The sequence below is a fragment of the Aquaspirillum soli genome (assembly GCF_054781915.1).
Map to the genome: position 1 here is coordinate 1 of NZ_BAAGTM010000016.1, position 24,171 is coordinate 24,171.

At 50.5% G+C, this 24,171-nt stretch carries 24 protein-coding genes; 3 read left to right on the plus strand and 21 right to left on the minus strand.

What is annotated here, in order from left to right; genetic code table 11:
- The 4 genes from ACYVJG_RS11095 to ACYVJG_RS11110 form a co-directional block, all read right to left on the minus strand.
- Positions 1 to 493: Rpn family recombination-promoting nuclease/putative transposase (locus ACYVJG_RS11095; protein WP_460431105.1), on the minus strand; the 493-nt coding region annotated here is incomplete at its 3' end.
- Between the two features lie 65 nt (positions 494 to 558).
- Positions 559 to 1,566, minus strand: coding sequence for an Rpn family recombination-promoting nuclease/putative transposase (locus ACYVJG_RS11100; RefSeq protein WP_460431106.1), 1,008 nt, complete (start codon positions 1,564 to 1,566; stop codon positions 559 to 561).
- 85 nt (positions 1,567 to 1,651) lie between these two features.
- A complete protein-coding gene (locus ACYVJG_RS11105; RefSeq protein ID WP_460431107.1) occupies positions 1,652 to 2,548 on the minus strand; it encodes an Rpn family recombination-promoting nuclease/putative transposase in 897 nt (298 codons plus the stop codon).
- Positions 2,549 to 2,643: 95 nt separating this feature from the next.
- Positions 2,644 to 3,576, minus strand: a complete 933-nt coding sequence (locus ACYVJG_RS11110; protein ID WP_460431108.1) for an Rpn family recombination-promoting nuclease/putative transposase — start codon at positions 3,574 to 3,576, stop codon at positions 2,644 to 2,646.
- Positions 3,577 to 3,817: 241 nt separating this feature from the next.
- On the opposite strand from ACYVJG_RS11110, the gene ACYVJG_RS11115 reads away from it, so the two are divergent.
- Positions 3,818 to 4,921, plus strand: coding sequence for an SEL1-like repeat protein (locus ACYVJG_RS11115; RefSeq protein WP_460431109.1), 1,104 nt, complete (start codon positions 3,818 to 3,820; stop codon positions 4,919 to 4,921).
- A gap of 47 nt (positions 4,922 to 4,968) precedes the next feature.
- On the opposite strand, the gene sodB is transcribed toward ACYVJG_RS11115, so the two are convergent.
- From sodB to ACYVJG_RS11135, 4 genes are all read right to left on the minus strand, one after another.
- Positions 4,969 to 5,550: a superoxide dismutase [Fe] gene (gene sodB / locus ACYVJG_RS11120; protein ID WP_022653528.1), complete on the minus strand. Its 582-nt coding sequence runs from the start codon at positions 5,548 to 5,550 to the stop codon at positions 4,969 to 4,971.
- Positions 5,551 to 5,675: 125 nt separating this feature from the next.
- A complete protein-coding gene (locus ACYVJG_RS11125; RefSeq protein WP_460431110.1) occupies positions 5,676 to 8,753 on the minus strand; it encodes an efflux RND transporter permease subunit in 3,078 nt (1,025 codons plus the stop codon).
- Complete coding sequence (locus ACYVJG_RS11130; RefSeq protein WP_460431111.1) at positions 8,750 to 9,886, minus strand: efflux RND transporter periplasmic adaptor subunit; 1,137 nt, start codon at positions 9,884 to 9,886, stop codon at positions 8,750 to 8,752. Before ACYVJG_RS11130 ends, ACYVJG_RS11125 begins: the two co-directional genes overlap by 4 nt.
- Positions 9,883 to 10,533, minus strand: a complete 651-nt coding sequence (locus ACYVJG_RS11135) for a TetR/AcrR family transcriptional regulator (protein WP_460431112.1) — start codon at positions 10,531 to 10,533, stop codon at positions 9,883 to 9,885. The genes ACYVJG_RS11130 and ACYVJG_RS11135 overlap by 4 nt, the downstream gene beginning before the upstream one ends.
- Positions 10,534 to 10,867: 334 nt before the next feature.
- Here ACYVJG_RS11135 and ACYVJG_RS11140 point away from each other — a divergent pair, with 334 nt between their 5' ends.
- Both ACYVJG_RS11140 and ACYVJG_RS11145 read left to right on the plus strand, forming a co-directional pair.
- On the plus strand, positions 10,868 to 11,776 hold the full coding sequence (locus ACYVJG_RS11140) for an Rpn family recombination-promoting nuclease/putative transposase (protein ID WP_460431113.1): 909 nt from the start codon (positions 10,868 to 10,870) through the stop codon (positions 11,774 to 11,776).
- Positions 11,777 to 11,984: 208 nt separating this feature from the next.
- Positions 11,985 to 13,628, plus strand: a complete 1,644-nt coding sequence (locus ACYVJG_RS11145; RefSeq protein ID WP_460431114.1) for a methyl-accepting chemotaxis protein — start codon at positions 11,985 to 11,987, stop codon at positions 13,626 to 13,628.
- Between the two features lie 3 nt (positions 13,629 to 13,631).
- Here ACYVJG_RS11145 and ACYVJG_RS11150 read toward each other — a convergent pair whose 3' ends face one another.
- The 13 genes from ACYVJG_RS11150 to ACYVJG_RS11210 form a co-directional block, all read right to left on the minus strand.
- Positions 13,632 to 14,162, minus strand: coding sequence for a disulfide bond formation protein B (locus ACYVJG_RS11150; protein ID WP_460431115.1), 531 nt, complete (start codon positions 14,160 to 14,162; stop codon positions 13,632 to 13,634).
- Positions 14,159 to 15,505 carry a metalloprotease PmbA gene (gene pmbA / locus ACYVJG_RS11155; RefSeq protein WP_460431116.1) on the minus strand — a complete coding sequence of 449 codons (1,347 nt, stop codon included), beginning with the start codon at positions 15,503 to 15,505 and terminating at the stop codon, positions 14,159 to 14,161. Before pmbA ends, ACYVJG_RS11150 begins: the two co-directional genes overlap by 4 nt.
- 62 nt (positions 15,506 to 15,567) lie before the next feature.
- A complete protein-coding gene (gene gloA / locus ACYVJG_RS11160; RefSeq protein WP_460431117.1) occupies positions 15,568 to 15,954 on the minus strand; it encodes a lactoylglutathione lyase in 387 nt (128 codons plus the stop codon).
- 22 nt (positions 15,955 to 15,976) lie between these two features.
- On the minus strand, positions 15,977 to 16,732 hold the full coding sequence (locus tag ACYVJG_RS11165; RefSeq protein WP_460431118.1) for a lysophospholipid acyltransferase family protein: 756 nt from the start codon (positions 16,730 to 16,732) through the stop codon (positions 15,977 to 15,979).
- Positions 16,733 to 16,740: 8 nt separating this feature from the next.
- A complete protein-coding gene (gmhB, locus tag ACYVJG_RS11170) occupies positions 16,741 to 17,280 on the minus strand; it encodes a D-glycero-beta-D-manno-heptose 1,7-bisphosphate 7-phosphatase (protein WP_022654000.1) in 540 nt (179 codons plus the stop codon).
- 88 nt (positions 17,281 to 17,368) lie between these two features.
- Positions 17,369 to 19,447 carry a glycine--tRNA ligase subunit beta gene (gene glyS, locus ACYVJG_RS11175; protein WP_460431119.1) on the minus strand — a complete coding sequence of 693 codons (2,079 nt, stop codon included), beginning with the start codon at positions 19,445 to 19,447 and terminating at the stop codon, positions 17,369 to 17,371.
- A gap of 3 nt (positions 19,448 to 19,450) precedes the next feature.
- The gene (locus ACYVJG_RS11180) at positions 19,451 to 19,906 is read right to left on the minus strand and encodes a surface-adhesin E family protein (RefSeq protein WP_460431120.1); all 456 of its coding nucleotides are present in this window, start codon (positions 19,904 to 19,906) and stop codon (positions 19,451 to 19,453) included.
- Between the two features lie 7 nt (positions 19,907 to 19,913).
- Positions 19,914 to 20,813, minus strand: coding sequence for a glycine--tRNA ligase subunit alpha (gene glyQ / locus ACYVJG_RS11185; RefSeq protein ID WP_460431121.1), 900 nt, complete (start codon positions 20,811 to 20,813; stop codon positions 19,914 to 19,916).
- A gap of 79 nt (positions 20,814 to 20,892) precedes the next feature.
- The gene (locus ACYVJG_RS11190; protein WP_460431122.1) at positions 20,893 to 21,672 is read right to left on the minus strand and encodes a ParA family protein; all 780 of its coding nucleotides are present in this window, start codon (positions 21,670 to 21,672) and stop codon (positions 20,893 to 20,895) included.
- Positions 21,672 to 22,058, minus strand: a complete 387-nt coding sequence (locus tag ACYVJG_RS11195; protein WP_460431123.1) for a response regulator — start codon at positions 22,056 to 22,058, stop codon at positions 21,672 to 21,674. Before ACYVJG_RS11195 ends, ACYVJG_RS11190 begins: the two co-directional genes overlap by 1 nt.
- On the minus strand, positions 22,058 to 23,140 hold the full coding sequence (locus tag ACYVJG_RS11200) for a sensor histidine kinase (RefSeq protein WP_460431124.1): 1,083 nt from the start codon (positions 23,138 to 23,140) through the stop codon (positions 22,058 to 22,060). Before ACYVJG_RS11200 ends, ACYVJG_RS11195 begins: the two co-directional genes overlap by 1 nt.
- A complete protein-coding gene (locus ACYVJG_RS11205; RefSeq protein ID WP_460431125.1) occupies positions 23,106 to 23,720 on the minus strand; it encodes a SpoIIE family protein phosphatase in 615 nt (204 codons plus the stop codon). Before ACYVJG_RS11205 ends, ACYVJG_RS11200 begins: the two co-directional genes overlap by 35 nt.
- On the minus strand, positions 23,702 to 24,136 hold the full coding sequence (locus tag ACYVJG_RS11210) for an anti-sigma regulatory factor (RefSeq protein WP_460431126.1): 435 nt from the start codon (positions 24,134 to 24,136) through the stop codon (positions 23,702 to 23,704). Before ACYVJG_RS11210 ends, ACYVJG_RS11205 begins: the two co-directional genes overlap by 19 nt.
- Between the last annotated feature and the right edge of the window lie 35 nt (positions 24,137 to 24,171).

Here is a 24,171-nt window from a genome sequence, read left to right on the forward strand (position 1 = left end):
CAACATCAGGAATATGTTGATCGCGCAGTTCAAACCGCCATGAAGCTTGTTCTGGGTGTTCAGGGAATAAATCAAAATCCAGTAGATGAATACAAATCACATGCTTCATCTCACGATAGGATTGACCACTTTCTAACTGTTCGCTGATAAGACGCGAACTGTAATACAAACTTCGCTCTCCCCAATACGTCTGTTTCCGCACCTGAATTTCAATATTGTATTGCACCCCAAAACCATCTTTGGCCAAGACATCCAACACGATTTCTTTGGCGTGGAGGTCTTCACCGGAGATATTCGGATTGAGAATATCGGTGATGGTAATCGGTGGTTGATCGTAGCGAATGCTATTGATCAAATCAGACAGCAATTCGGGTGATTGGGCAAAGAGACGTTTGAAAATGTAATCGTTCTTTGGATCGAGCAGCGGCAGCATGATGGGAGTGGGGCTGAGGGTAACAGCTAATTGTAGTTCAGGTTGGTGTTGGGTTGCCAAACAACCGGCAACCCAATTACCAGATTTGGGGGATGCTACGAAACCGCATACGGCAACAGCGCTGGTCAACCCTCGAAAATATCCTCTAACCGCTGCGCCTGCGTTAACGATACCCCCCATTGCTGCAACTGCTCCGGCGTCGCCGCACGTAACCGCGACAACACCCAATCCGGCAACGGCTGTCCAAACCGCGCCTCAATCAATGTTCGGAGGAGGGTTTGCATGCCATCTTCTCGGCCTTTTTGAATACCTTTTTGCATGCCTTGTTGAAGGCCTTTCTCAATGCCTTTTTCCATCCCAACTTGCATGCCTTCTTCCCGTGCAGTGATGATATCGGTGTTGTAATCCCAGACCGCCCGTTCGCGTGCCAATGCCCGTAACCGTTCTTCCTTGGTTTGGCTCATTTGCTCTAGGGATTGCAAGACAGTCATTACTGGTGTGTGTGTCAGCTGTGCCATGATGTGTTGCTCCTGCCAGTGTTCAAACAGATCGACCCAGTTCTTTAACGCTGTTGGGGCCAGTTGGAGGCGGTCGGCTTTGTCTAATTCCAGAATATCAATTTGCTGTGCTTTGGTGAGGACAACATCAGGAATATGTTGATCACGTAATTCAAACCGCCATGAGGCTTGTTCTGGATGTTCAGGAAATAAATCAAAATCCAGTAGATGAATACAAATCACATGCTTCATCTCGCGATAGGATTGACCACTTTCTAACTGTTCGCTGATAAGACGCGAACTGTAATACAAGCTTCGCTCTCCCCAATACGTCTGTTTCCGCACCTGAATTTCAATATTGTATTGCACGCCAAAACCATCTTTGGCCAAGACATCTAACACGATTTCTTTAGCGTGGAGGTCTTCACCGGAGATATTGGGATTGAGAATATCGGTGATGGTAATTGGCGGTTGATCGTAGCGGATGCTGTTGATGAGATCAGACAGCAATTCGGGTGATTGGGCAAAGAGACGTTTGAAAATGTAATCGTTCTTTGGATCGAGCAGCGGCAGCATGATGGGAGTGGGGCTGAGGGTAACAGCTAATTGTGGTTCAGGTTGGTGTTGGGTTGCCAAACAACCGGCAACCCAATTACCAGATTTGGTGGATATGCTACTAGATTTGGTGGATGCGCTATGCTTATCCACACTACGAAACGGGTCAAACCTCGAAAATATCCTCTAACCGCTGCGCCTGCGTTAACGATACCCCCCACTGTTGCAACTGCTCCGGCGTCGCCGCCCGTAACCGCGACAACACCCAATCCGGTAACGGCTGACCAAACCGTGCCTCGATCAACGTCCGAAGTAGGCTTCGCATGGCTTGTATGCCTTCTTCACGACCTTCTTCTCTGCCTTCTTCCCGTGCAGTAATGATGTCAGTGTTGTAATCCCACACCGCCCGTTCGCGTGCCAATGCCCGTAACCGTTCTTCCTTGGTTTGGCTCATTTGCTCTAGAGATTGCAAAACAGTCATTACCGGTGTGTGTGTCAGCTGTGCCATGATGTGTTGCTCCTGCCAGTGTTCAAACAGATCGACCCAATTCTTTAATGCCGTTGGGGCCAGTTGGAGGCGGTCGGCTTTGTCTAATTCCAGAATATCAATTTGCTGTGCTTTGGTGAGGACAACATCGGGAATATGTTGATCGCGCAGTTCAAACCGCCATGAAGCTTGTTCTGGATGGTCAAGGAATAAATCAAAATCCAGTAGATGAATACAAATCACATGCTTCATCTCGCGATAGGATTGACCGCTTTCTAACTGTTCGCTGATAAGACGCGAACTGTAATACAAGCTTCGCTCTCCCCAATACGTCTGTTTCCGCACCTGAATTTCAATATTGTATTGCACGCCAAAACCATCTTTGGCCAAGACATCCAACACGATTTCTTTGGCGTGGAGGTCTTCACCGGAGATATTCGGATTGAGAATATCGGTGATGGTAATCGGCGGTTGATCGTAGCGGATGCTATTGATCAAATCGGATAGCAATTCGGGTGATTGGGCAAAGAGACGTTTGAAAATGTAATCGTTCTTTGGATCGAGCAGCGGCAGCATGATGGGGGTGGGGGCTGAGGGTAACGGCTGATTGTAGTATGTTTTGGCGGTTTGCTTCACACCGTGTCGCAAAACTGCCCGACGATTCTATGATCTCAACCCTCGAAAATATCCTCTAACCGCTGCGCCTGCGTTAACGATACCCCCCATTGCTGCAACTGCTCCGGCGTCGCCGCCCGCAACCGCGACAATACCCAATCCGGCAATGGCTGACCAAACCGCGCCTCGATCAATGTTCGGAGGAGGGTTTGCATGGCCTGTATGCCTTTCTGCATGCCTTGTTGAAGGCCTTTTTGCATACCCTTTTCCAACCCTCGCTGCTCACCACGTTCTTCTGCCACTTGAATCTCAGTGTTGTAATCCCACACTGCCCGTTCACGCGCCAATGCCCGTAACCGTTCTTCTTTGGTCTGGCTCATTTGCTCTAGGGATTGCAAAACAGTCATTACCGGTGTGTGTGTCAGCTGTGCCATGATGTGTTGCTCCTGCCAGTGTTCAAACAGATCGACCCAGTTCTTTAACGCTGTTGGCGCAAGTTGGAGGCGGTCGGCTTTGTCTAATTCCAGAATATCAATTTGCTGTGCTTTGGTGAGGACAACATCAGGAATATGTTGATCGCGCAGTTCAAACCGCCATGAGGCTTGTTCTGGGTGTTCAGGGAATAAATCAAAATCCAGTAGATGAATACAAATCACATGCTTCATCTCGCGATAGGATTGACCACTTTCTAACTGTTCGCTGATAAGACGCGAACTGTAATACAAGCTTCGCTCTCCCCAATACGTCTGTTTCCGCACCTGAATTTCAATATTGTATTGCACGCCAAATCCATCTTTGGCTAAGACATCTAACACGATTTCTTTAGCGTGGAGGTCTTCACCGGAGATATTGGGATTGAGAATATCCGTAATGGTAATCGGCGGTTGATCATAGCGGATGCTGTTGATGAGATCAGACAGTAATTCAGGTGATTGGGCAAAGAGACGTTTGAAAATGTAATCGTTCTTTGGATCGAGCAGCGGCAGCATGATGGAGGTGGGGGCTTAGGGTAACGGCTGATTGTAGTATGTTTTGGCGCTTTGCTTCACACCGTGTCGCAAAACTGCCCGACCACTTTATGACAGAAAATGTCTTCCTTCTGGCCGAGCAGCATGGTTTAAACGGCGGAGTAAGATGATGTAACGGGTTAAGAAAAAGGTAGAGTAGATAACTCCACCAACATATAGTTACACCACAATTTTTGTATCCCCTTTTGCCTTGAGGTCGGCCATGTTTCGTATCAAAGCTTACGCCAGCTTTTTATTCGGTTTACTTCTGTTGCTATTAGTCAACCCGGCCACAGTCCATGCAACCCCTTCTCGTGCTGAGTTGCTTGAAATCCCAGTGGTAAATCCCTTCACACTCGAGCAGAAAAAAACATGGCAACCGTGGGTGAATACTTTTGGTACAAAGGTATGGAGCTCTTGGCAGCAAGGCCTATATCAGCACGCAATTGGTCAACCTGAAAAGGCACGGACATGGTGGTTAAAAGCCGCTGTCAAAGGTGATACGCCAAGTCAAGATGCACTGTGTTTGGCATTTAAATTAGCGGATGCAAAGTTAGCGACAACATCGTCAAACATAACGCTGACAACCCATCAAAAAGCAGAGCAGATTCACGACATCGTTCAACAATGGATTCTGTCTGCCGCAGAAAAAATAGATCGCAAACGTGCCTTAAGTCCTGAAGAGAAAGCAGCATGGGCTGCGCTGAAAACTTTGCCAGAAGATGAGCAAGAACAGGCAACAATGATTCATCAAAAGGAAGTCGTGTGTCGCAATCTGACCAATAGCCCTGACCCCACTCCTTTATTTAGGGCTGCGTTATCTGCGGATAAGCCCCTATCTGGTGATATGTTTAATGCACTTGGTGTGGCGGCAGAACACGCACAACAATGGCAACAGGCTTTATTTTTTTACGAGAAAGGCCGTGCTGCACAAAACTTAGCGGCAGGAACTAACTGGGTGCGGTTGTTTGAACGCCAACAACGTCTGGAGGTGGGTGCAAAGGATTGGGAGAAAGTTTTAGTCTCTTATCGCCAACAGGCTGAAAAGGGTGATGGCTCAGCGATGGTATATTTAGGCGATTTAATGGAGCGTGGCAGTACAGGTGTGCAAAATGTGGACCTTGCTTTATCACTGTATCAACGAGGGATTGATGCGCTTAATCAACCAAATGCAGATGGAGGCATGGCAGCAGTGATGTTGATCTTGTACGCTCAGGAAAGAATCACGGAACATTACAAAATGGGGCGGATCGCTTTTAGCAACAGCCAAGAGCGTAAAAAGTATTTGACGCTTAAAGAAGCCTTATCTGAACCTCAGGCGAAATAACAAAAAACCCCGTTAGCACGGGGTTTTGCGAAGCGGCAGCGCTGAAATTAGGCAGCGAAGCGTTCGGCGACGGCATTCCAGTTTACCAACTTCCAGAAACCTTCCAGATAGTTAGGACGGCTGTTGCGATAGTCGATGTAATAAGCATGTTCCCACACATCACAGGTCAACAAAGCGGTTTTGTCGCTGGTCAATGGGGTAGCGGCATTGCTGGTGGAGACTAACTCTAACGAGCCATCGGCGGCTTTTACCAACCATGCCCAACCAGAACCGAAGGTTCCAGCAGCAACGGCATTAAAAGCTTTTTTGAACTCGTCAAACGAACCCCATTTCGCGTTGATGGCTTCAGCCAATGCACCAGTGGGTTCGCCACCGGCGTTTGGTGCCAAGCTCAGCCAATAGAAAGTGTGGTTCCACACTTGTGCTGCATTGTTGAAGATACCGCCGGAGGATTTTTTGACAATCTCTTCCAGAGTGGCATTTTCAAACTCGGTCCCTTTAATCAGGTTGTTCAAGTTTGTGACATAAGTTTGATGATGTTTGCCGTAGTGAAACTCCAAGGTTTCTTTGGAGATATGCGGTGCCAAAGCATCGAGGGCATAGGGCAAAGTGGGCAGTGTGTGTTCCATGAAAAAACCTCTCGTTATGAAATAAAAAACATCAGTAACAGCCTGCGGCGGCTTACATGAGGGGAGCATGGCAAAAAGCAAGCCCCCAACTCAGGAAGGAATAGCCGACTAAAATAGTACACCATTTAGGTCGTCGCTGGGGGACGAATCTTAAACCATTGGGCATACAAGGCAGGGAGGAATAACAAAGTAAGCACCGTTGCCACTAACAAGCCGCCCATGATGGCCACTGCCATCGGGCCCCAGAAAATACTGCGCGTTAACGGCACCATCGCCAAAATTGCCGCTGCTGCGGTCAACATAATCGGACGGAAGCGGCGAATGGTACTGCCTAAAATGGCCTCCCACGGATGAATGCCATCACGGATATCATGTTCGATCTGATCGACCAAAATCACCGAGTTACGCATAATCATCCCTGCCAATGCAATCACGCCCAACATCGCCACAAAACCAAACGGCGCATGGAACAAAATCAAGGTTAAGGTAACGCCGATCATGCCCAAGGGTGCGGTGAGCAATACCAACAAGGTGCGTTGGAAGCTTTGCAACTGCAACATCAACAAGGTGACCACCACCAATAGCATTAACGGTTGCACCGCGGCAATCGCATCTTGCGACTTCTTACTGGCCTCCAGCGACCCACCTAACTCAATGCGGAATCCGGTAGGCAGTTCTTTTTCTAATGCCTGCATTTTGGGCCACAGGGCAATCGACACATCTGCCGCTTGTACGCCCTCGGCAACATCCGCCCGCACGGTAATAGTCGGCATCCGATTGCGCCGCCAAATAATGCTTTCTTCCGAAGCGTATTGCACGCTGGCAATTTGTGCCACAGGGATAAACTTGCCGGAGGCCGTTTGTACCATTAACGCGCCGATTTGTTCGACTGCGTGGCGCTCTCCTTCATCTAACCGTGCCACCACCTCAATACTGCGGTCGTTTTCGCGTAATTCGGTGACAGCCGCTCCCGAAATCAACATATTGAGTTGCCGTGATAGCCCTTGCGTGGAAATACCAAGGCTGCGGGCGCGATCTTGGTCGATCTCTAACCGCAAGACTTTGATATTTTCACCCCAGTCGATATTGACATGACGAGTGCGCGGATCATCACGCATCATCGCTTCCACTTTCGCGGCACTGGCACGCAATTTAGCCACATCGTCACCCGACACACGGAATTGCACCGGATAGCCAACGGGCGGCCCGTTTTCTAGGCGAATAACCCGCCCGCGTACCATCGGGAAATCGGTTTCAAACAGCTGGCTGATTTTGTCTTTGACCTGATCGCGTACCTCTTCATCTCGCGTCATAATCATCAACTGTGCATAGTTCAGATGTGGCTGTTGTTGATCTAATGGCAAATAAAAACGTGGGCTGCCGCCGCCAACATAGCTGGTCAATGACACAATCCGTTCATCACCTGCCAGCTTTTGTTCGAGTTTTTTCACTTCGGCTTCTGTGGCATGGAAAGTTGCGCCCTGTGGTAACCACATATCAACCAACAATTCCACTCGACTGGAGGCCGGAAAGAACTGCTGTTGCACAAATAACTTAAAGGCAACCAACGAACCGATAAAAGCTAAAAACGTGGCAACAATAACGAACTTACGATGATGTAAACACCATGTTAAGACATGGCGGAAGCGTTGGTAAAACGGCTTGTGATAGACGTCATCGTGATGGCTGTCGGCAGCCACTTTATGCTCTTTCAACAGTTTGTAACCGATGAAAGGGGTAAATACCACGGCCACCACCCACGACAACACCAAGGCAATCGCTACCACGGCAAATAAACTAAAGGTGTATTCGCCAGCATTGGATTTGGCTAAACCAACGGGTAGAAAGGTGGCGGCAGTAATCAAGGTACCCGTGAGCATGGGGAAAGCGGTACTGGTATAGGCAAAGGTGGCCGCGCGCAGTCGATTCCAGCCCTGTTCTAGCTTTAAGGCCATCATTTCAACCGCAATAATCGCATCATCCACCAGCAAGCCCAGCGCAATAATCAGCGAGCCGAGTGAAATGCGTTGTAATTCAATGCCAAAAATCCACATGGCGAGGAAGGTCATCGCCAACACCAACGGAATCGACAATGCCACCACAATGCCGGTTTTCAGACCAAGGCTAAATAAACTGACCGCCAACACGATGACCACCGCTTCAATCAACGAACGCATAAACTCATTGACGGAGGATTTCACCACCTTGGGCTGGTCGGAGACCGCATGAATTTCTACCCCAATCGGCATTTGTGCATGCAATCGATCCACAAATTGATTCAGCTCTTTGCCTAAGCGAATAACATCACCGCCTTTTCGCATCGAGATGGCTAAACCCAAGGCTGGCTTACCATCAAAGCGCATGCGGAACCCCGGGGGATTGGCGAAATCACGCTCTACTTTGGCTAAATCGCCCAAGCGGAAGGTTCGATCACCCGCCTTAATCGGGGTGTTGCTAATTGTGGTGACCGAATCATATTCACCGCTCACCCGTACCGGGATTCGTTCACTGTCGGTTTGATATTCCCCTGCCGGATCGACGGCATTTTGTTCACGCAGTGCCGCCCAAACGGTTTGAATATCAATGCCCAATGCGGCAAGGCGCGCCGAATCGAGTTTGACGTAAATTTTTTCTTCTTGCTCGCCAACAATATCGACTTTTGCCACATCTTGAATCAGCAAGGCTTGTTGCCGTGCATAATCGATATAGCGTCGTAACTCTTCTTGGCTAAAACCATCGGCAGTAAAGGCATAGATATTGCCAAAGGTATCGCCAAACTCATCATTAAAAAAGGGACCGCGTGCTTCGGCGGGTAGTTTGCCTTCGGCTTTTAAATCCCCCAGTTTTTTACGTACCCGATACCACACATCGGATACTTCTTTCGCCCGTAGTTCTTCGCGCAAGCTAATCACCATTTGTGTTTCGCCGCTTTTGCTAAAGCTTTTGACGAAATCAATCTCGGCAATCTCTTGCAGCTTTTTTTCAACACGATCGGTCACTTGCCGTTCAACCTCTTCGGCACTGGCCCCGGGCCAAGTGACTTTGACCAACATCGCTTTAAAGGTGAATTCGGGGTCTTCTTTTTGTCCTAATTTGCCATACGCAAACACCCCCGCCACCATCAATACCACCATCAGGTATTGCACTAAAGCAGCATGGCGAATCGCCCACTCTGACAAATTGATGCCGGATTTTTTGTTCATGATGCGGCTTTCTCCGTCACCGGTTGCGGTGCCAGCAAGGCAGGTTTACCGGGGGCGGGGTTAGCATCCACCCGTGCCACCTTTTGACCCTCTCGTAATAAATGCACCCCAGCGGTGACGATTTCCTCCCCCGCTTGTAGTCCTTGGCTAATCCACACTTGCTGTTGTTCGAGCCGTTGCACTTGCACCGCACGTTTTTTAACAGTGAGGGTTTTGCCATCCAGCACCCAAACCGATTGTTGTTGTTTCTCTGCTAAAAGCGCAGTCAGTGGAATGGCAAAGGCGGTTTTTTCTGTGCTAGAAGAGACATGGGCAACGCTGGCACTCATGCCCAACGCAATCTCTTGATCGGGGTTAAGAATTTGGATACGGGCGCTATAGGTTCGGGCTTGTGGATCGGCTTGTGGCGCAAGTTCACGCAATTTGCCCTGATAAACCTTATCACGCGACCACAGCCGCACTTGAAATGCAGTGGCTTGCTTAAAATGGGCAAGGCGTGATTCGGGGATCGAGATTTTGACTTCTTTCTCACTGGGGATGGCTAACCGTGCCACGGCTTGCCCAGCTTGTACCACTTGCCCAGCCTCGGCATACACTTCGCTGATAATCCCTGCTTGTTCAGCAGTGAGGCGAGTGTATTGTGTACGGTTGCTGCTGACACCGAGATCTGCTTGTGCCTGCTTCACTTTTTCTCGTGCTACGTTGACGCCATTTTGACGGCGATCAAACTCGGCTTGGCTAATAAATTGCTGTTGCAGCAATTCGCGGTAACGATTGAGGTCGAGCTCTTGTTGCCGCAAATCACTTTCCGCCCCCGCCAATTGTGCACGTTTTGCGCTGGCCTCTAAACCATAGTCACTCGGTTCGAGACGGGCGATGTCTTGTCCTGCTTGTACCTGCTGACCGACTTCCACTAAACGGGCGCTGATTTTTCCTGCCACTCGGAAACTCAATGGAATTTCATAACGGGCACGAATTTCTCCTGCATAGACTTGTAGAGATGCGGCCTGTGCATTGTGTAGCACTGTGGTACGAACAGGACGAATATCTTGATACTCAGAGGGTGTGGCATTGCAGGCAGCAAGCAAAACACTTCCTGCCAGCAGTGCATAGCGAAAATGACATGAGTTCATTGTGAGTTTCCAGAAGGCACTGGGGCCGATAAGCCACACAGCAGAATGTCGTACACCGCATCCAGATAATGCGGAAAATCCATCGGTTTAGCTTCGAAGTGGGCAAACGAATGTTGCCAAATCATGCCCATGATGACGGGAGCAATCATCACCTCAACAGCTTGGTTGATATTCAGTGAACGAAATTCCCCGCGTGCAATGCCATGAGCCAGTACATTGGCGACCAAGCGGCGGCCACGACAAATCACTTCTTCATAATAAAAGCGAGCCAGCTCAGGAAAATTCGACACCTCACCAATCATCAGCTTGGGTAAACCTGCCACCAAATCATTGTCACGAACCAGTGTGCCCCATTGCTGTAGCAAACGGCGCAGGAGTTCAGGCGCCGCACAGTCAGTGTCGTTTAGCACCTGCTCTAACTCCGCCACACGAGGCAAAAGCGTTTCACGAACCACCGCCTTGAGTAGTTCTTCTTTATTGGCGTAATACAGATACACCGTCCCTTTGGTGACACCGGCGTGTTTGGCGATGTCTTCCATGCGAGTGGCGCTATAACCGTGTTTGACAAAGCACTCTAAAGCCGCTGCCAGAATTTCCTCCGGCCGTGCTTGTTTGCGTCGTGACCAACGTTGAGGGCAACAAAGCATAGATTATTACTGAATGGTTGTTCAGGAAGGTGTGAAATGTACGCTGCTGAACGATTGATGACAATCATTAAATGAACTGTTGTTCATTATATTTAAAAACAAAATGAAATTTAGCAAGGCAGAAACTAATGGTGCGTCGCCCCTTCGGGGTGACAGCACCCTACTGTGTCGGTTCGTATTACATACGGCGGTGTTTTGCCGTTTTTTGTCGATGTTATGGACACTCCACAGGATATTTTGTCCACCCAATTCAGTCAGAATGAGGCGGTTTGGTGTATTCGGCTTATTGTTCACAAGCTACAATCAGCTGTTACCCTAAGCCCCCACCCCTATCATGCTGCCGTTGCTCGATCCAAAGAACGATTACATCTTCAAACGTCTCTTTGCCCAGTCACCTGAATTACTGTCTGATCTCATCAACAGCATCCGCTATGATCAACCGCCGATTACCATTACGGATATTCTCAACCCTAATATCTCCGGTGAAGACCTCCACGCCAAAGAAATCGTGTTAGATGTCTTGGCCAAAGATGGATTTGGGGTGCAATACAATATTGAAATTCAGGTGCGGAAACAGACGTATTGGGGAGAGCGAAGCTTGTATTACAGTTCGCGTCTTATCAGCGAACAGTTAGAAAGCGGTCAATCCTATCGTGAGATGAAGCATGTGATTTGTATTCATCTACTGGATTTTGATTTATTCCCTGAACACCCAGAACAAGCTTCATGGCGGTTTGAACTGCGCGATCAACATATTCCTGATGTTGTCCTCACCAAAGCACAGCAAATTGATATTCTGGAATTAGACAAAGCCGACCGCCTACAACTTGCACCCACTGCGTTAAAGAATTGGGTCGATCTGTTTGAACACTGGCAGGAGCAACACATCATGGCACAGCTGACACATACCCCAGTGGTGACTGCACTACGCTCTTTAGAAACTCTCAGCCAAACCAAAGAAGAACAACTGCGTGCCATTGCACGGCAGAGGGCGGTGTGGGATTACAACACCGACATCATCACTGCGCGGGAAGAGGGTTTAGAAGAAGGTATGCAAAAAGGTCTAGAGAAAGGCATACAAGCCATGCAAACCCTCCTCCGGACGTTAATCGAGGCGCGGTTTGGTCAGCCATTACCGGATTGGGTGTTGTCGCGGTTACGGGCAGCGACGCCGGAGCAGTTGCAGCAATGGGGTATATCGTTAACGCAGGCGCAGCGGTTAGAGGATATTTTCGAGGGTTGATCAGCGCCGTTGCCGTATGCAGGGGCAGGCTTCTGTACCTGCCCTGAATTTGTGCCGGTTTGTGTTACATACGGCGGTGTTTGCCGTTTTTTGTCGATGTTGTAGACACCCAACTTCCTCTCCAACAAATCAAATAAACAAAAGTCATATTTATTGCTTTGGGCATACATATTGCTTTATGACGGATTTGTTTCGTTGCAGGGAGCGCATGGGTATGTTGCAAGGCAAGTTTTCCACCGGGCAAAAATTAGCCTGTTTGGTGATGTTACTGCTGGGTTTTATGATGTTAATTGGCATTTCCGGTCGGATTAGCCAACAAAACATCTTGCAAGATTTTTCCTCAACCTACCAAGACCGAGTCATTCCACTCAAACAACTCAAAGTCATTGCGGACCGCTATGCAGTGGATATTGTGGACAGCACGCACAAACTTCGTGCCAACACGCTCAGCGCAGCCGATACCCTGCGTGGCATTGAACACGCGCAAAGTGCAATTCGCGAACATTGGCAACACTACCAAGCCACCAAACTGACACCCGAAGAAGCACGATTAGCCGGTGAATTAGCTGTTGCCATGCAACGGGCCAACCTTGCAGTCACCCGTTTACAACACATTATTCGGCAACAAGATCAGGCTGGCTTACAGCAATTTGCTGAACATGAACTTTACCCCGCCATTGAACCGGTCTCTGCCATCGTCAGCCAATTAGTCGATTTACAACTCAGCGAAGCAGAACGCGAATTTCAGCAAGCACAACAAAGTGCCCAACACTACGCCCAGTTGTCTTTGCTTTTACTGTGCTTAGCTGCTTTGGCTAGCTCAATATTTGCTTATGTGTTGATTCGGCGTTTATTACATCGACTGGGAGGTGAACCGCATACCGTGGCACATATTGCACAGCGCATTGCTGAAGGTGATTTAACTCAAGCTGTCCAAGGTACACATCGGCCAGATAGCATCACAGGGGCGATTCATTTAATGCAAAATACCCTGCGCCAGCTGTTATCCCATAGCCAATATGGCAGCCAACAACTGGCACAAGCTGCTCAACAACTGCACAGTGGTAGCACACAAATTCACGCAGCGAGCCAACAACAAAGCGAGGCGGCCAGCCAAGCGGCAGCGGCGATTGAGGAATTAAGCGCCAGTATTGAAGCAGTCAAAGAACGCGCCCATGCTACTCACCATGCGATTGCCCATATTCAAACCATTAGCGATAACAGTCAGCAACAGCTCAACACCACCGCCCATTATATGCAGACAGTGACAACGAGCATGAGCACATCACTGACGCGCGCCCAACAACTCGATCAACGCTCACAAGCTATCGACCATACCTTAACGCTGATTCGCGATATTGCCGATCAAACTAATTTATTGGCTTTGAACGCAGCGATTGAAGCTGCCAGAGCAGGGGAACAGGGGCGGGGATTCGCGGTAGTGGCGGACGAAGTGCGTAAATTAGCCGAGCGGACAGCTTCATCAACCCATCAAATCAGTGGCGTGATGCAGGATATTCGCCATGATATTGCCAGCATCGCCCAAACCTTGGCAGAGACAAGCAGCAAGCTTGAACAGGGCCGTAGCCAAACCGATGCGGTATGTCAGGACATCCAAGCGTTGCAGCACACCATTAGCAGCGTTGGTGTACAAGCACAGGGGATTTTTCAAGCATTGGAAGAACAAAGCCATGCAAGCATTGTGTTGGCAAAAAATATTGAACACATTGCCAGCATGGCAGAAGAAACCAGTCAGGCCACCACACAGGCCACCGTGGCGACCGATGAACTGCACCGATTGTCGCATAGCCTACAGCAACAAATGGGACAGTTCCGGTTGGCAGGGGGATAACGATTAAAATAAACGGCGGCGGGGTTGGCGTTGTAATAGCAGATACAGGCTATACACCGCCAACAACACAAACAAGGCCGCTGTCCACATCGGCATCGAAGCGCCTAAAAAAGTCCAATCAATAGCAGCACACTCGCCACTACCTTGAAACACCTTTTTCAGTAAACTGGTCAGCGGCATGGTTTCTAACATGAACTCCAGCCCCGGGCCGCAGGCTGGCACTTGTTCAGCTGGCAATAGCTGCAAACGGACATGCCAGCCAGCAACACCGGTGCCAGCCAGTGCCGATAACAGCGCACCGGCTGCCATGCTACGCCGCCAACCACCAGCAGGCACTAACATCCCGAGAAAAGCCCAGCCACCGACGGCGAGCAACGCCACCCGTTGGAAAACACACAGAGGACAAGGTTCTAAACCCCATACATGCTGGGCATATAAAGCGAAGACAAAACCTGCTGCACAGGCCACAAACAACAAGAAATGGGCCGAACGGCCTTGAGGCCAAATCGACCGGCGGTGGAAAGAAAGGGTCATACACCAGCCACCGTCATGTTTTGTAGCAAAATAGAACCAGTTTGTTTGCCACCACGAATTTCAATATCCGAACCAATCGCCACAATATCGCGGAACATCTGTTTCAGATTGCCGGCAATGGTAATTTCTTCAACGGGGTAGGCCAATTCGCCATTTTCTACCCAGAAACCCGCCGCGCCACGCGAATAGTCTCCAGTCACCGGATTGACCCCATGCCCCAGTAATTCGGTCACCACTAAGCCAGTGCCCATCAGCTTTAACAATGCGGCAAAATCTTGGCCGGTGGAAGCCAATAACAGATTGTGAGCACCGCCAGCATTGCCAGTGGTTTGCATCCCCAATTTGCGGGCAGAGTAAGACGACAGGAAATACCCCTGCAATACACCCTCTTTCACCACATCACGGGCATGAGTGGCAACCCCCTCAGCGTCGAAACATCCCGAGGCCAAGCCCCGTTTAATAAACGGGTCTTCATATAACTGCACGCAAGGAGCAAAAACTTGTGTGCCTAAACTATCGGCTAAAAAGGTGGTATTGCGGTAGAGACTACCGCCCGACACCGCTGCGACAAAACTCCCTAATAAACCCGCCGCCAATGCAGGTTCAAATAACACGGGTACTTGACAGGTTTTTACCCGTTTTGCCCCCAGGCGGCGCAAACTGCGCTCGGCAGCGCGGCGACCAATTTGCGCCACAGGGGGTAAATCATCCGCACAACGCGCCACAGCATACCAATAATCACGCTGCATTCCCGAATCATCCTCGGCAATCAACGACGCCGAAAGCGCATGGCGGCTGGTTTGGTAGCCACCACTAAACCCTGCGCTATTGGCATAAATAAATTGGCTGGTGTGGGTAGAGACATTTGCCCCTTCCGAATTGCGAATGCGTGGATCTAATGCCTGACCCGCCGCTTCCATCTCTTTGGCCAAATCAATAGCTTGTTCAACGGGGACATGCCAAGGGTGGAATAAATCGAGGTTATCACCACGCCCTTGTGCCAATAAAGCACTGTCGGCCAGACCCGCGCAAGGATCGGCCGCCGTGAAACGCGCAATGTCACGCGCAGCGCGCACGGTAGCGAGCATGGCCTCTTCGCTAAAGTCGGACGTGTTAGCATGGCCTTTACTTTGCCCGATATACACCGTCACGCCTAAGCCCTTGTCACGGGTGTACTCCAGCGTTTCCACTTCACTCAGTCGCACACTGACATTTTGCCCCTGACTTTCCGAGACCTCGACCTCTGCCGCTGTTGCGCCTTCTTGCTGGGCTAAGGTCAACACCCGTTGACTTAACGCTTCTAATTGTGTTTGGGAATACGAAAATGGCTGTGCACGATTCATGATGTTCGCTTTTCTATGTGGTTAGCTCTCTTGGGGTCACCCAGCGCAAAAACGCCATGTACCTAGTGAGATTTTTGAATAAATTCAATCTTGTAACCATCGGGGTCTTCGACAAAAGCGATGACAGTGGTGCCATGTTTCATCGGCCCTGCTTCACGGGTTACCTTGCCACCTTTAGCACGCACCGCATCACAGGCTGCTGCTGCGTCTGCCACTTCCACGGCGATATGACCAAAGCCATTGCCTAGATCATAGGCTGAGGTGTCCCAGTTATGCGTCAGTTCAATCACAGTTTGAGCATGTTCTTCACCATAGCCAACAAATGCCAAGGTGAAACGACCTTCGGGATAGTCTTGGCGCCGGAGTAATTGCATCCCTAATACCTCAGTGTAAAAAGCGATGGAACGCTCTAAATCACCCACCCGCAACATCGTGTGTAATAAACGCATAAAATCCTCGACGATAAAAGAGTTAATGTGATGGTTTTGCCCGTGGTGTCGCTTTGGCACAAGGGCCAACGCCACTGATTTCGCTTTGCCGTGCTTCAATCCAATTTTCTAATTCTTTGGTCATTTGGTCTGGGGTTTGACCAGCAGGGACAATCGGTTTACCCACCACCACGGTAATTTCTCCCGGATATTTGCGGAAGGAATTACGCGGCCAAAACTCACCTGCATTTAATGCCACCGGCACCATTGGTGTCTCCAAGTCGCGGGCCAAACGCGCCGCCCCTTGTTTATATTTGCCACGTTGTCCCGGAGAAATGCGTGTCCCTTCTGGGAAAATGACAATCCAAAATCCGGTTTTCAAGCGCTCACGGCCTTGATCGATCAAACGTTGGGCTGCGCGAACACGGTCACCGCGATCAATCGCAATCGGGCTGGTCATGGCCAAGCCCCAACCAAAAAACGGGATCCATAACAATTCGCGTTTTAACACCCACACTTGTTGAGGAAAAATCAGCTGCAACGCCATCGTTTCCCAACCAGATTGATGTTTACACGCAATAATCGATGGCGTGGTCGGAATATTCTCGGCACCAATCACTTTGTAGCGCAAACCACAGGTCAGACGTAGCCACCACATCATCACCGGTGTCCATAAGGTAATCACACGATGACGCTGCATGGCCGGCAGTGGAAAAGCCAGTAAACCCAAGGTAAAGAACAATGGAGTAATCACGGCCAACCCCAACCAATACAAACAAGAACGTATCCAAACCAGCATTATGGCTCTCAAATCTGACTAAGTAAGAACTCAGCCGCAGCAAACAAATCATCAAAAACTAAGGTTCCAGCCGGTAGGCCGCCTTTTTCTAAGGTTGCACTGCCTTTGCCTGTTTTGACTAAGATAGAACGCCCCCCCACCGCCGCCACCGACTCCAAATCACGCAGGCTATCACCAATCATGATTAAGCTATCGGGTTTGACCCCATACCGCTCGGCAATATCAATCACCATACCGGGTTTCGGTTTACGGCATTGACAGCCGGCATCGGGGGTGTGAGGACAGAAGAAAATCGCATCAATTCTGCCGCCGGCCCGTTGCACCATACGGTGCATTTTCTCGTGCATCGCATTCAACGCATGCATGTCGAATAGACCTCGTCCTAGACCGGATTGATTGGTGGCAATGACCACCTTCCAGCCGGCTTGTGACAACAAGGCAATCGCTTCGGGTGCACGGTCGAGGGCAACCCATTCCATGCTGTTTTTGACAAAGTCGTCACGGTCGTGATTGATCACGCCATCGCGGTCTAAAATCACCAGTTTCATTGTTTTTTTCCTGTGCCGTGCGATGCCAAGCAAGCGCAGAGACCCTCTGAGTCTCTGCGCCAGCGGAAAGTGAACCCACGCGATGGAATTACTCTGCTAACAGAGAAATATCCGCCACTTGGTTAAACAAACCCGACAACTGCGCCAACAACGCCAACCGATTGCGGCGAACCGATTCGTCATCGGCCATCACCATCACCTGTTCAAAGAAGCTATCGACGGGCGCTTTCAGGGCAGCTAGACGACTTAAGGCCGTTTGGTAGTTACCCGCAGCAAAAGCCGCCTCAACTTCAGGGCGAATCGCGGTAACTGCGGCAGCCAACGCTTGTTCTGCCGCTTCGCTCAGTAAAGCAGCATCGACGGTTGCGCTGACCTCACCCTCCACTTTCTTGAGGATATTTTTCACCCGCTTATTTGCCGCAGCTAAAGTGCTGGCTTCTGGCAGAGAACGGAATGCAGACACCGCCGCCAATACCGAGGTCAATTGATCGAGACGACGCGGCGACAACGCTAACACGGCATCAATCTCATCCGCGCGGTGTTCCGCCGCCAATAGATTTTTCAATCGCTCCAAGGCAAAACCGTAGAGTGCAGATGCGGTGTCAGCTGCCAACAGACCCGCAGGGAATTGCTGCACTGCACGCTGCAACAGGTCGGATAAGTCTAAAGGCAATTGTGCCTCAACCAACATCCGCAACACACCCAGCGCTTGCCGACGCAGGCCAAACGGGTCTTTATCACCGGTCGGGATTAAGCCAATACCCCAAATACCTGCCAAGGTTTCTAGTTTATCGGCCAACGCCACCGACAGGGCAATCGGGCCCTGTGGCAGGGTATCACCAGCAAAGCGAGGGTGGTAATGGGCTTCAATCGCAGCAGCAACAGCCTCATCTTCACCATCTAAACGGGCGTAATACATCCCCATAATGCCTTGCAGTTCGGGGAATTCACCGACCATTTCGCTGACCAAATCGGCTTTTGCCAAGCGACCGGCGCGCCGCGCCAGCGCCACATCCGCCCCCAACAGACCAGCAATCTCACCGGCCAACGCTTCAATGCGCTCGATACGTTGCAGCTGGTTGCCAATTTTGTTGTGGTACACCACTTCGGCCAAGCGCGGTAAACGTGAATCGAGTTTGGCTTTTTGATCTTGTTCAAAGAAGAAACGGGCATCAGACAACCGCGCACGCAACACCCGTTCATTGCCGTGAATAATGTGTTGCGGTTGGTCGCTTTCTAAGTTGGACACCAATAGGAAGCGATTGATCAATTTTTGTTGTTGATCGAGCAAGGGGAAGTATTTCTGATTTTGCTGCATGGTCAAAATCAGACATTCCTGTGGCACTTTCAGGAAATCGGCTTCAAAACCCGCTTCGAGTACCACCGGCCATTCGACCAAAGCGGTGACTTCATCTAACAGCGCATCGTCCGCTGCCAATGTCGCTTGCAAGGCTTGGCTGCGTTCTTGCAATTTGTGACGAATCAGTTCACGACGGGCTTCAAAACTGGCAATCACGCGGCCTTGATCGTGCAAGGTGCGGGCATATTGTTCTGCCGAAGGAATGCTGATCTCCCCCTTGGACAAGAAACGATGACCACCGGTGATGCGGCCAGATTGCAGACCCAACACTTGTGCCGGCACAATCGCTTCGCCATGCAAGCAGACCAAACGATGTACTGGGCGCACAAAGGTCACTTCAGAATCACCCCAACGCATGACCTTAGGAATTGGCAGCTTTTTCACTGCACTATCAATCGCTGCGCTCAAGACTTGATTGAGTTGTGCACCTTCGGCGGTATAGGTGTAGAACAAGCTTTCGCTTTTCCCATCGGGACGGCGTTCACACTGCGACACGATGTCGGCACTGAGGTTTTTCGCTTGTAACTTTTTCAATAAAGCGGGGGTGGGTTGCCCTTCTTGGTCGAGTGCGACAGTCACCGGCATCAGTTTTTCTGACACGATTTGGGCTGGCCCGACCGCAGCCACATCGCTGATGGTGACGGCCAAACGGCGCGGACTGGCATAACGATGGACAACGCTGCTATCACTGCACAGTTGTTTATTTGCCAGTTCTTGGTGGATGGTATCGGCAAAAACGGCAGCTAAACGGGGCAGCGCTTTTGGCGGAAGTTCTTCGGTAAATAATTCAACGAGTAGAGTTGGCATGGCTTAGGGCTTGGTCGAAAGAGAATAGGCTGGATGGTTAATGAGCGTGCAGGCGGTGGTGACCATGGCTTCCCCCATTGAATCAGCACTGACTTCGAGGAACTGCCACGCATGGCGTTGGATATCAAACATGCCAGAAAATACCGGCTTGCGTTCCTTGTCCAAATAGTCAGAGCGCGTGAAAGCATAAATGTCTTTGTTGCAGTCCACCGCGACACGGGTGCGGCGGATAAAAAACCGCACATCCATTTTCTTTTCGTACATTTCTCGCGCATAACGCTCTTCATGTACAAAATGCAGTAAACCATCCGCTTGAGTGGCTAACGAGGCACGATCAATCGCCAAGGACAGACGCGGCCCACGTTGGTAAACCAACCAGTTTTCTGCCGCTAACAGCGGCAAGCTGGCCATCATCAGACCCAAACCTAAACCAAGAGCAGAAAGAGTGCGTGCCTTCATGATGGGCTTACTCCGTTTTGGCCGTCGCCAACATGGGGAAACCCAATGCTTCGCGGCTATCGTAATAGGCTTGTGCCACTAAACGTGCTAAGGCACGGATGCGGCCAATATAAGCAGCACGCTCGGTAACCGAAATGGCGCCACGGGCATCCAACAGGTTAAAGGTGTGTGCTGCTTTTAAAATCATCTCATAGCCGGGAATGGCCAAACCGGTTTCTAACAACCGCTTGGCTTCGCCTTCAAACTGAGTGAACTGGGCGAATAAAAACTCGACATTGCTGTGTTCAAAGTTGTAGCGCGATTGTTCGACTTCGTTTTGGTGATACACATCGCCATAGGTCAGTTTGCTGCCATCAGGACGCACCACCCACACCAAGTCATAGACGTTTTCTACGCCTTGCAAATACATCGCCAAACGTTCAATACCGTAGGTAATTTCACCTAACACCGGTTTGCAGTCTAAGCCGCCAACCTGTTGGAAATAGGTAAATTGGGTGACTTCCATACCGTTCAGCCACACTTCCCAACCCAATCCCCATGCGCCCAAGGTCGGGTTTTCCCAATCATCTTCGACAAAACGAATATCGTGCACACAAGGATCAATCCCCAATTCGCGCAAGCTATCGAGGTATAAGTCTTGGATATTGCTCGGGCTGGGTTTGAGTACTACTTGATATTGGTAGTAATGCTGCAAGCGGTTGGGGTTTTCACCGTAACGGCCATCTTTCGGGCGGCGTGAAGGCTGCACATAAGCGGCATGCCACGGTTCTGGGCCAATGGCGCGCAAGAACGTTGCGGTATGGCTAGTACCCGCCCCCATTTCCATATCATAGGGCTGTAACAATGCACACCCTTGCCGCGCCCAATAGGCCTGCAAGGTTTGAATGATGTCTTGGAAAGTTAACATAAGAAGGAATTACGCCATCAAGATGAGAGATAAAGCGGTGATTCTAACGGAGCTGTCTATTAGCGACCAGCATCGCGCATTAACGGCCCCGTCCTTGCGCCTCAAACAACAACAATAACTGCTCGGCCAACTGTCGATAGTCGGCATTCCCTCGGCTAGCCGGCGCATGTTCTAACACCGGCTTACCACACGCAAACGCCTCAGCCAACTTGATGTCATTGCGAATGCCGGCCAACAGCCGCTGACTGCCGAATTGCTTAGCCATCTCGTCACAAATAGTACGATGTAGGCCAATGCGACTGTCCAACATGACCGGCAATAAGCCGACAAGACGCAGATTGGCATTTTGCTGCATCGCGACTTTAAACAAAATACGCGAGAGCTGTCGCACGCCTTCGGCGGCGAGGGCATGGGGAAGAAAAGGAATTAACGCCCAATCTGCAGCAGACAGGGCATTGAGTAGCAGAAAATCGAGAGAAGGCGGCGTATCGAGAATAATGAAATCATAGTGTTGCTGCACCGCCTCGGCACTTAACAACCGCTTCAACAATAATTGATCACCTGCCACCCGACTGTGTTCAAACATTGGATCGGCAGGGGCCAACCACAACCGTTCGCGGCCCGTGCTCAGGATAGCCGTTGATAAATCGGCGTTGTTTTCAGTGAGGATATGATGGATGGTGTGGTGGGGTGGGATGTTTTTTAGCCCTAAACCCACTGCACAATGGCCTTGGGTATCTAAATCGATCAACAACACCCGCAGCCCCAAGGTGGCCCAATGCGCGGCAAGGTTGACCGAGGTGGTGCTTTTACCCGACCCCCCTTTGCGGTTGCTGACCACTAAAACTTGGGCTGACATCAGTGCATTAAAGCCTGCTGCAACGCTTGGCGCAGCGCTTCACGAGAAAAAGGCTTACCCAAGGTGGCACACACCCCCAACAGCCGCGCCGACTCGAGGTTAAAGTCGGTGCTAATCGCCCGTCGTCCGCCAGACACCGCAATCACCGGAATAGAAGCACCGAGCTGGGCCAATTCCATAATCAGCTCAATACCATCTTTTTCTGGCATTAAAATATCGGTAATCACCACATCCGGGCGTTGTAAAGAGACAGCTTTTAGGGCTTCATGACCGTTGGTGGCGGTGGACACTTGGTGTCCTTCGCGCCCGACCATTTCCGTCAACATGCTACGAAACAGCTCATCATCATCCACTACCAACACGCGTGCCATCATGCCTTCTTTCATTAAAACTCGCCGCCTTCCGAGTGAGCCGCCGGTGCAGCGATTTGAGGCAGATCTAAGATAAACTCACTGCCATCTCCAAGGCGGCTTTGGAGTTGAATCATACCACCGAGCTGGCTGACGATGCCATGCACAACCGACAGCCCCAAACCACTGCCTTTGCCGGGGGCTTTGGTGGTGAAAAAGGGATCGAACACCCGCTGTTGCACTTCTTGGCTCATCCCCTCCCCATTATCGCGTACCGTTAAACGCAAAGTGGGTAGAGAAGCGTCATCTGCGGTTGGAGAGGCGACATCTAGCTGAATGTCAATCAGGCCCTGTTGCCCCGCCATCGCATCCGCCGCGTTAATAGTCAAATTAAGAATCAACTGTTGAATTTGTGACGGTTCCGCCATCACCCACGCAGCAGGCAGTGTGGTATGCCAACGCAACTCGACATTGGGCGGCAACGAGGCCTGCAACAACATCACGGCATCATGCACCGCACGCACCACGTCAACCGGCTGTTTTTGATTCGGCATGGTGCGGGCAAACGTCAACAGGCGGTTGATTAAATCACGGGCGCGGGCACTGCCCTGCAAAATACGTTGGCAATAGCCGTGTTGGGGGGTGGTTTCGGGTAGATCTTCTGCCAAGAACTCAGCAAAACCAGAAATCGCGCCCACGATATTATTAAAATCATGGGCAATCCCAGCGGCCAATGTGCCCACCGCTTCTAACCGGCGGGACTGTTCTAAACGCGCATTGACCATTTCTTGAGCACGGTGTTCTAACTGTTGCCGGAACGCCAAACTGTAAGCCATCAACGCTTCCATTAACGGTGCCGTCAGTTGCTGTGCCGCCTCGGCCAAGGTCAAAGCAGGAAAGCGTTTGGTCAATTCAAGTAGGGCGAGATGGTGAAACTCGGTCAGTTCTTCTGGTGGGATGTCTTGTTGCACCAACACCCGCCCAAGTTCGGCGGCATCCGCCAACGCCATCTCAATCGCCAACGGATCCTGTTGCAGCACCACGCGCTGCACAATGTGACTGTATTGTTGTGCTAATAAGGTTTTATTCATGCCGATACAACAATAAAGCAGCGTCATCTTTACCATCAGCCCATTGCGCCAGCAATTGCTCAGCCAATGGCTGGTCTGGCACACGGTCGGGTAAGGTTTGCGTCAATGGCGCTGCCTCAGCAATACCATCGCTGTAAAACAGCAACCAATCACCACGTTGCAGCCCCATTTTTTCGGTATACAGCGAGAAAAACCCCGCCCCGACAATGCCGCGTGCCGCGCCAAAACGCCGTACTTTTCCATCACGCCATAGTACGGTTCGGATATTACCCACTGCCGCATGTTCAAATTCACATTGGCTGCCGTGGCATTGAATACGGCCCACCGCCAACGCAGCGCCACGGGTCGAAAACAACGCCTGATCGCATTCAGTGAATAATGTGGTGAGTGGCTGTGTCAGTTGTTGTTGTACCGTAAGCAATGCCGATTCAGCCGCAATGCGAGCCTCTTCACCATGCCCTAAGCCATCGACTAAAGCAAACACCCAGCCCTGTGCCGATGGCCACCAGCCGACGCCATCGCCACACACGGTTTCACCGTATTGGGGACGACAGGCCCACGCAAATTGGCCGTTTAATGGAGGTGTGGTTATTGTCGAATTAACCATTTCACTGCCTGTACTTGGCATCCTGCACCAAGCTCGCTGCAAATATCAAATTGATCCATCAACCGCCTCACCCCCGGCAAGCCGCAGCCTAAACTGCCTGTTGTACTGTAACCATCGGTCAGTGCTAATGCTAAATCAGCGATACCGGGCCCTTGGTCTTCTGCCAACAACACCAAACCAACCGCAGGGTCTTGAATCATAAAGGCTGATAGCGTGCCACCCCGACCATGAAAAAATAAGTTGGCCGCCAATTCAGATGCTGCCGTTGCAATATGATAGGCCGCAATGCGATTAAACCCCATTTCTTCGGCTAACCACCGCGCGCGGCGAGAGGCCTCCATAATATGAATTTCACTGCTCACAGGCACTTTCACAAGATGGGGGTCTTCGACAGAGACAGGTGCATAAAAACACATGGATAAACTTCTTAATGCTGGCAGTGCAATCAACG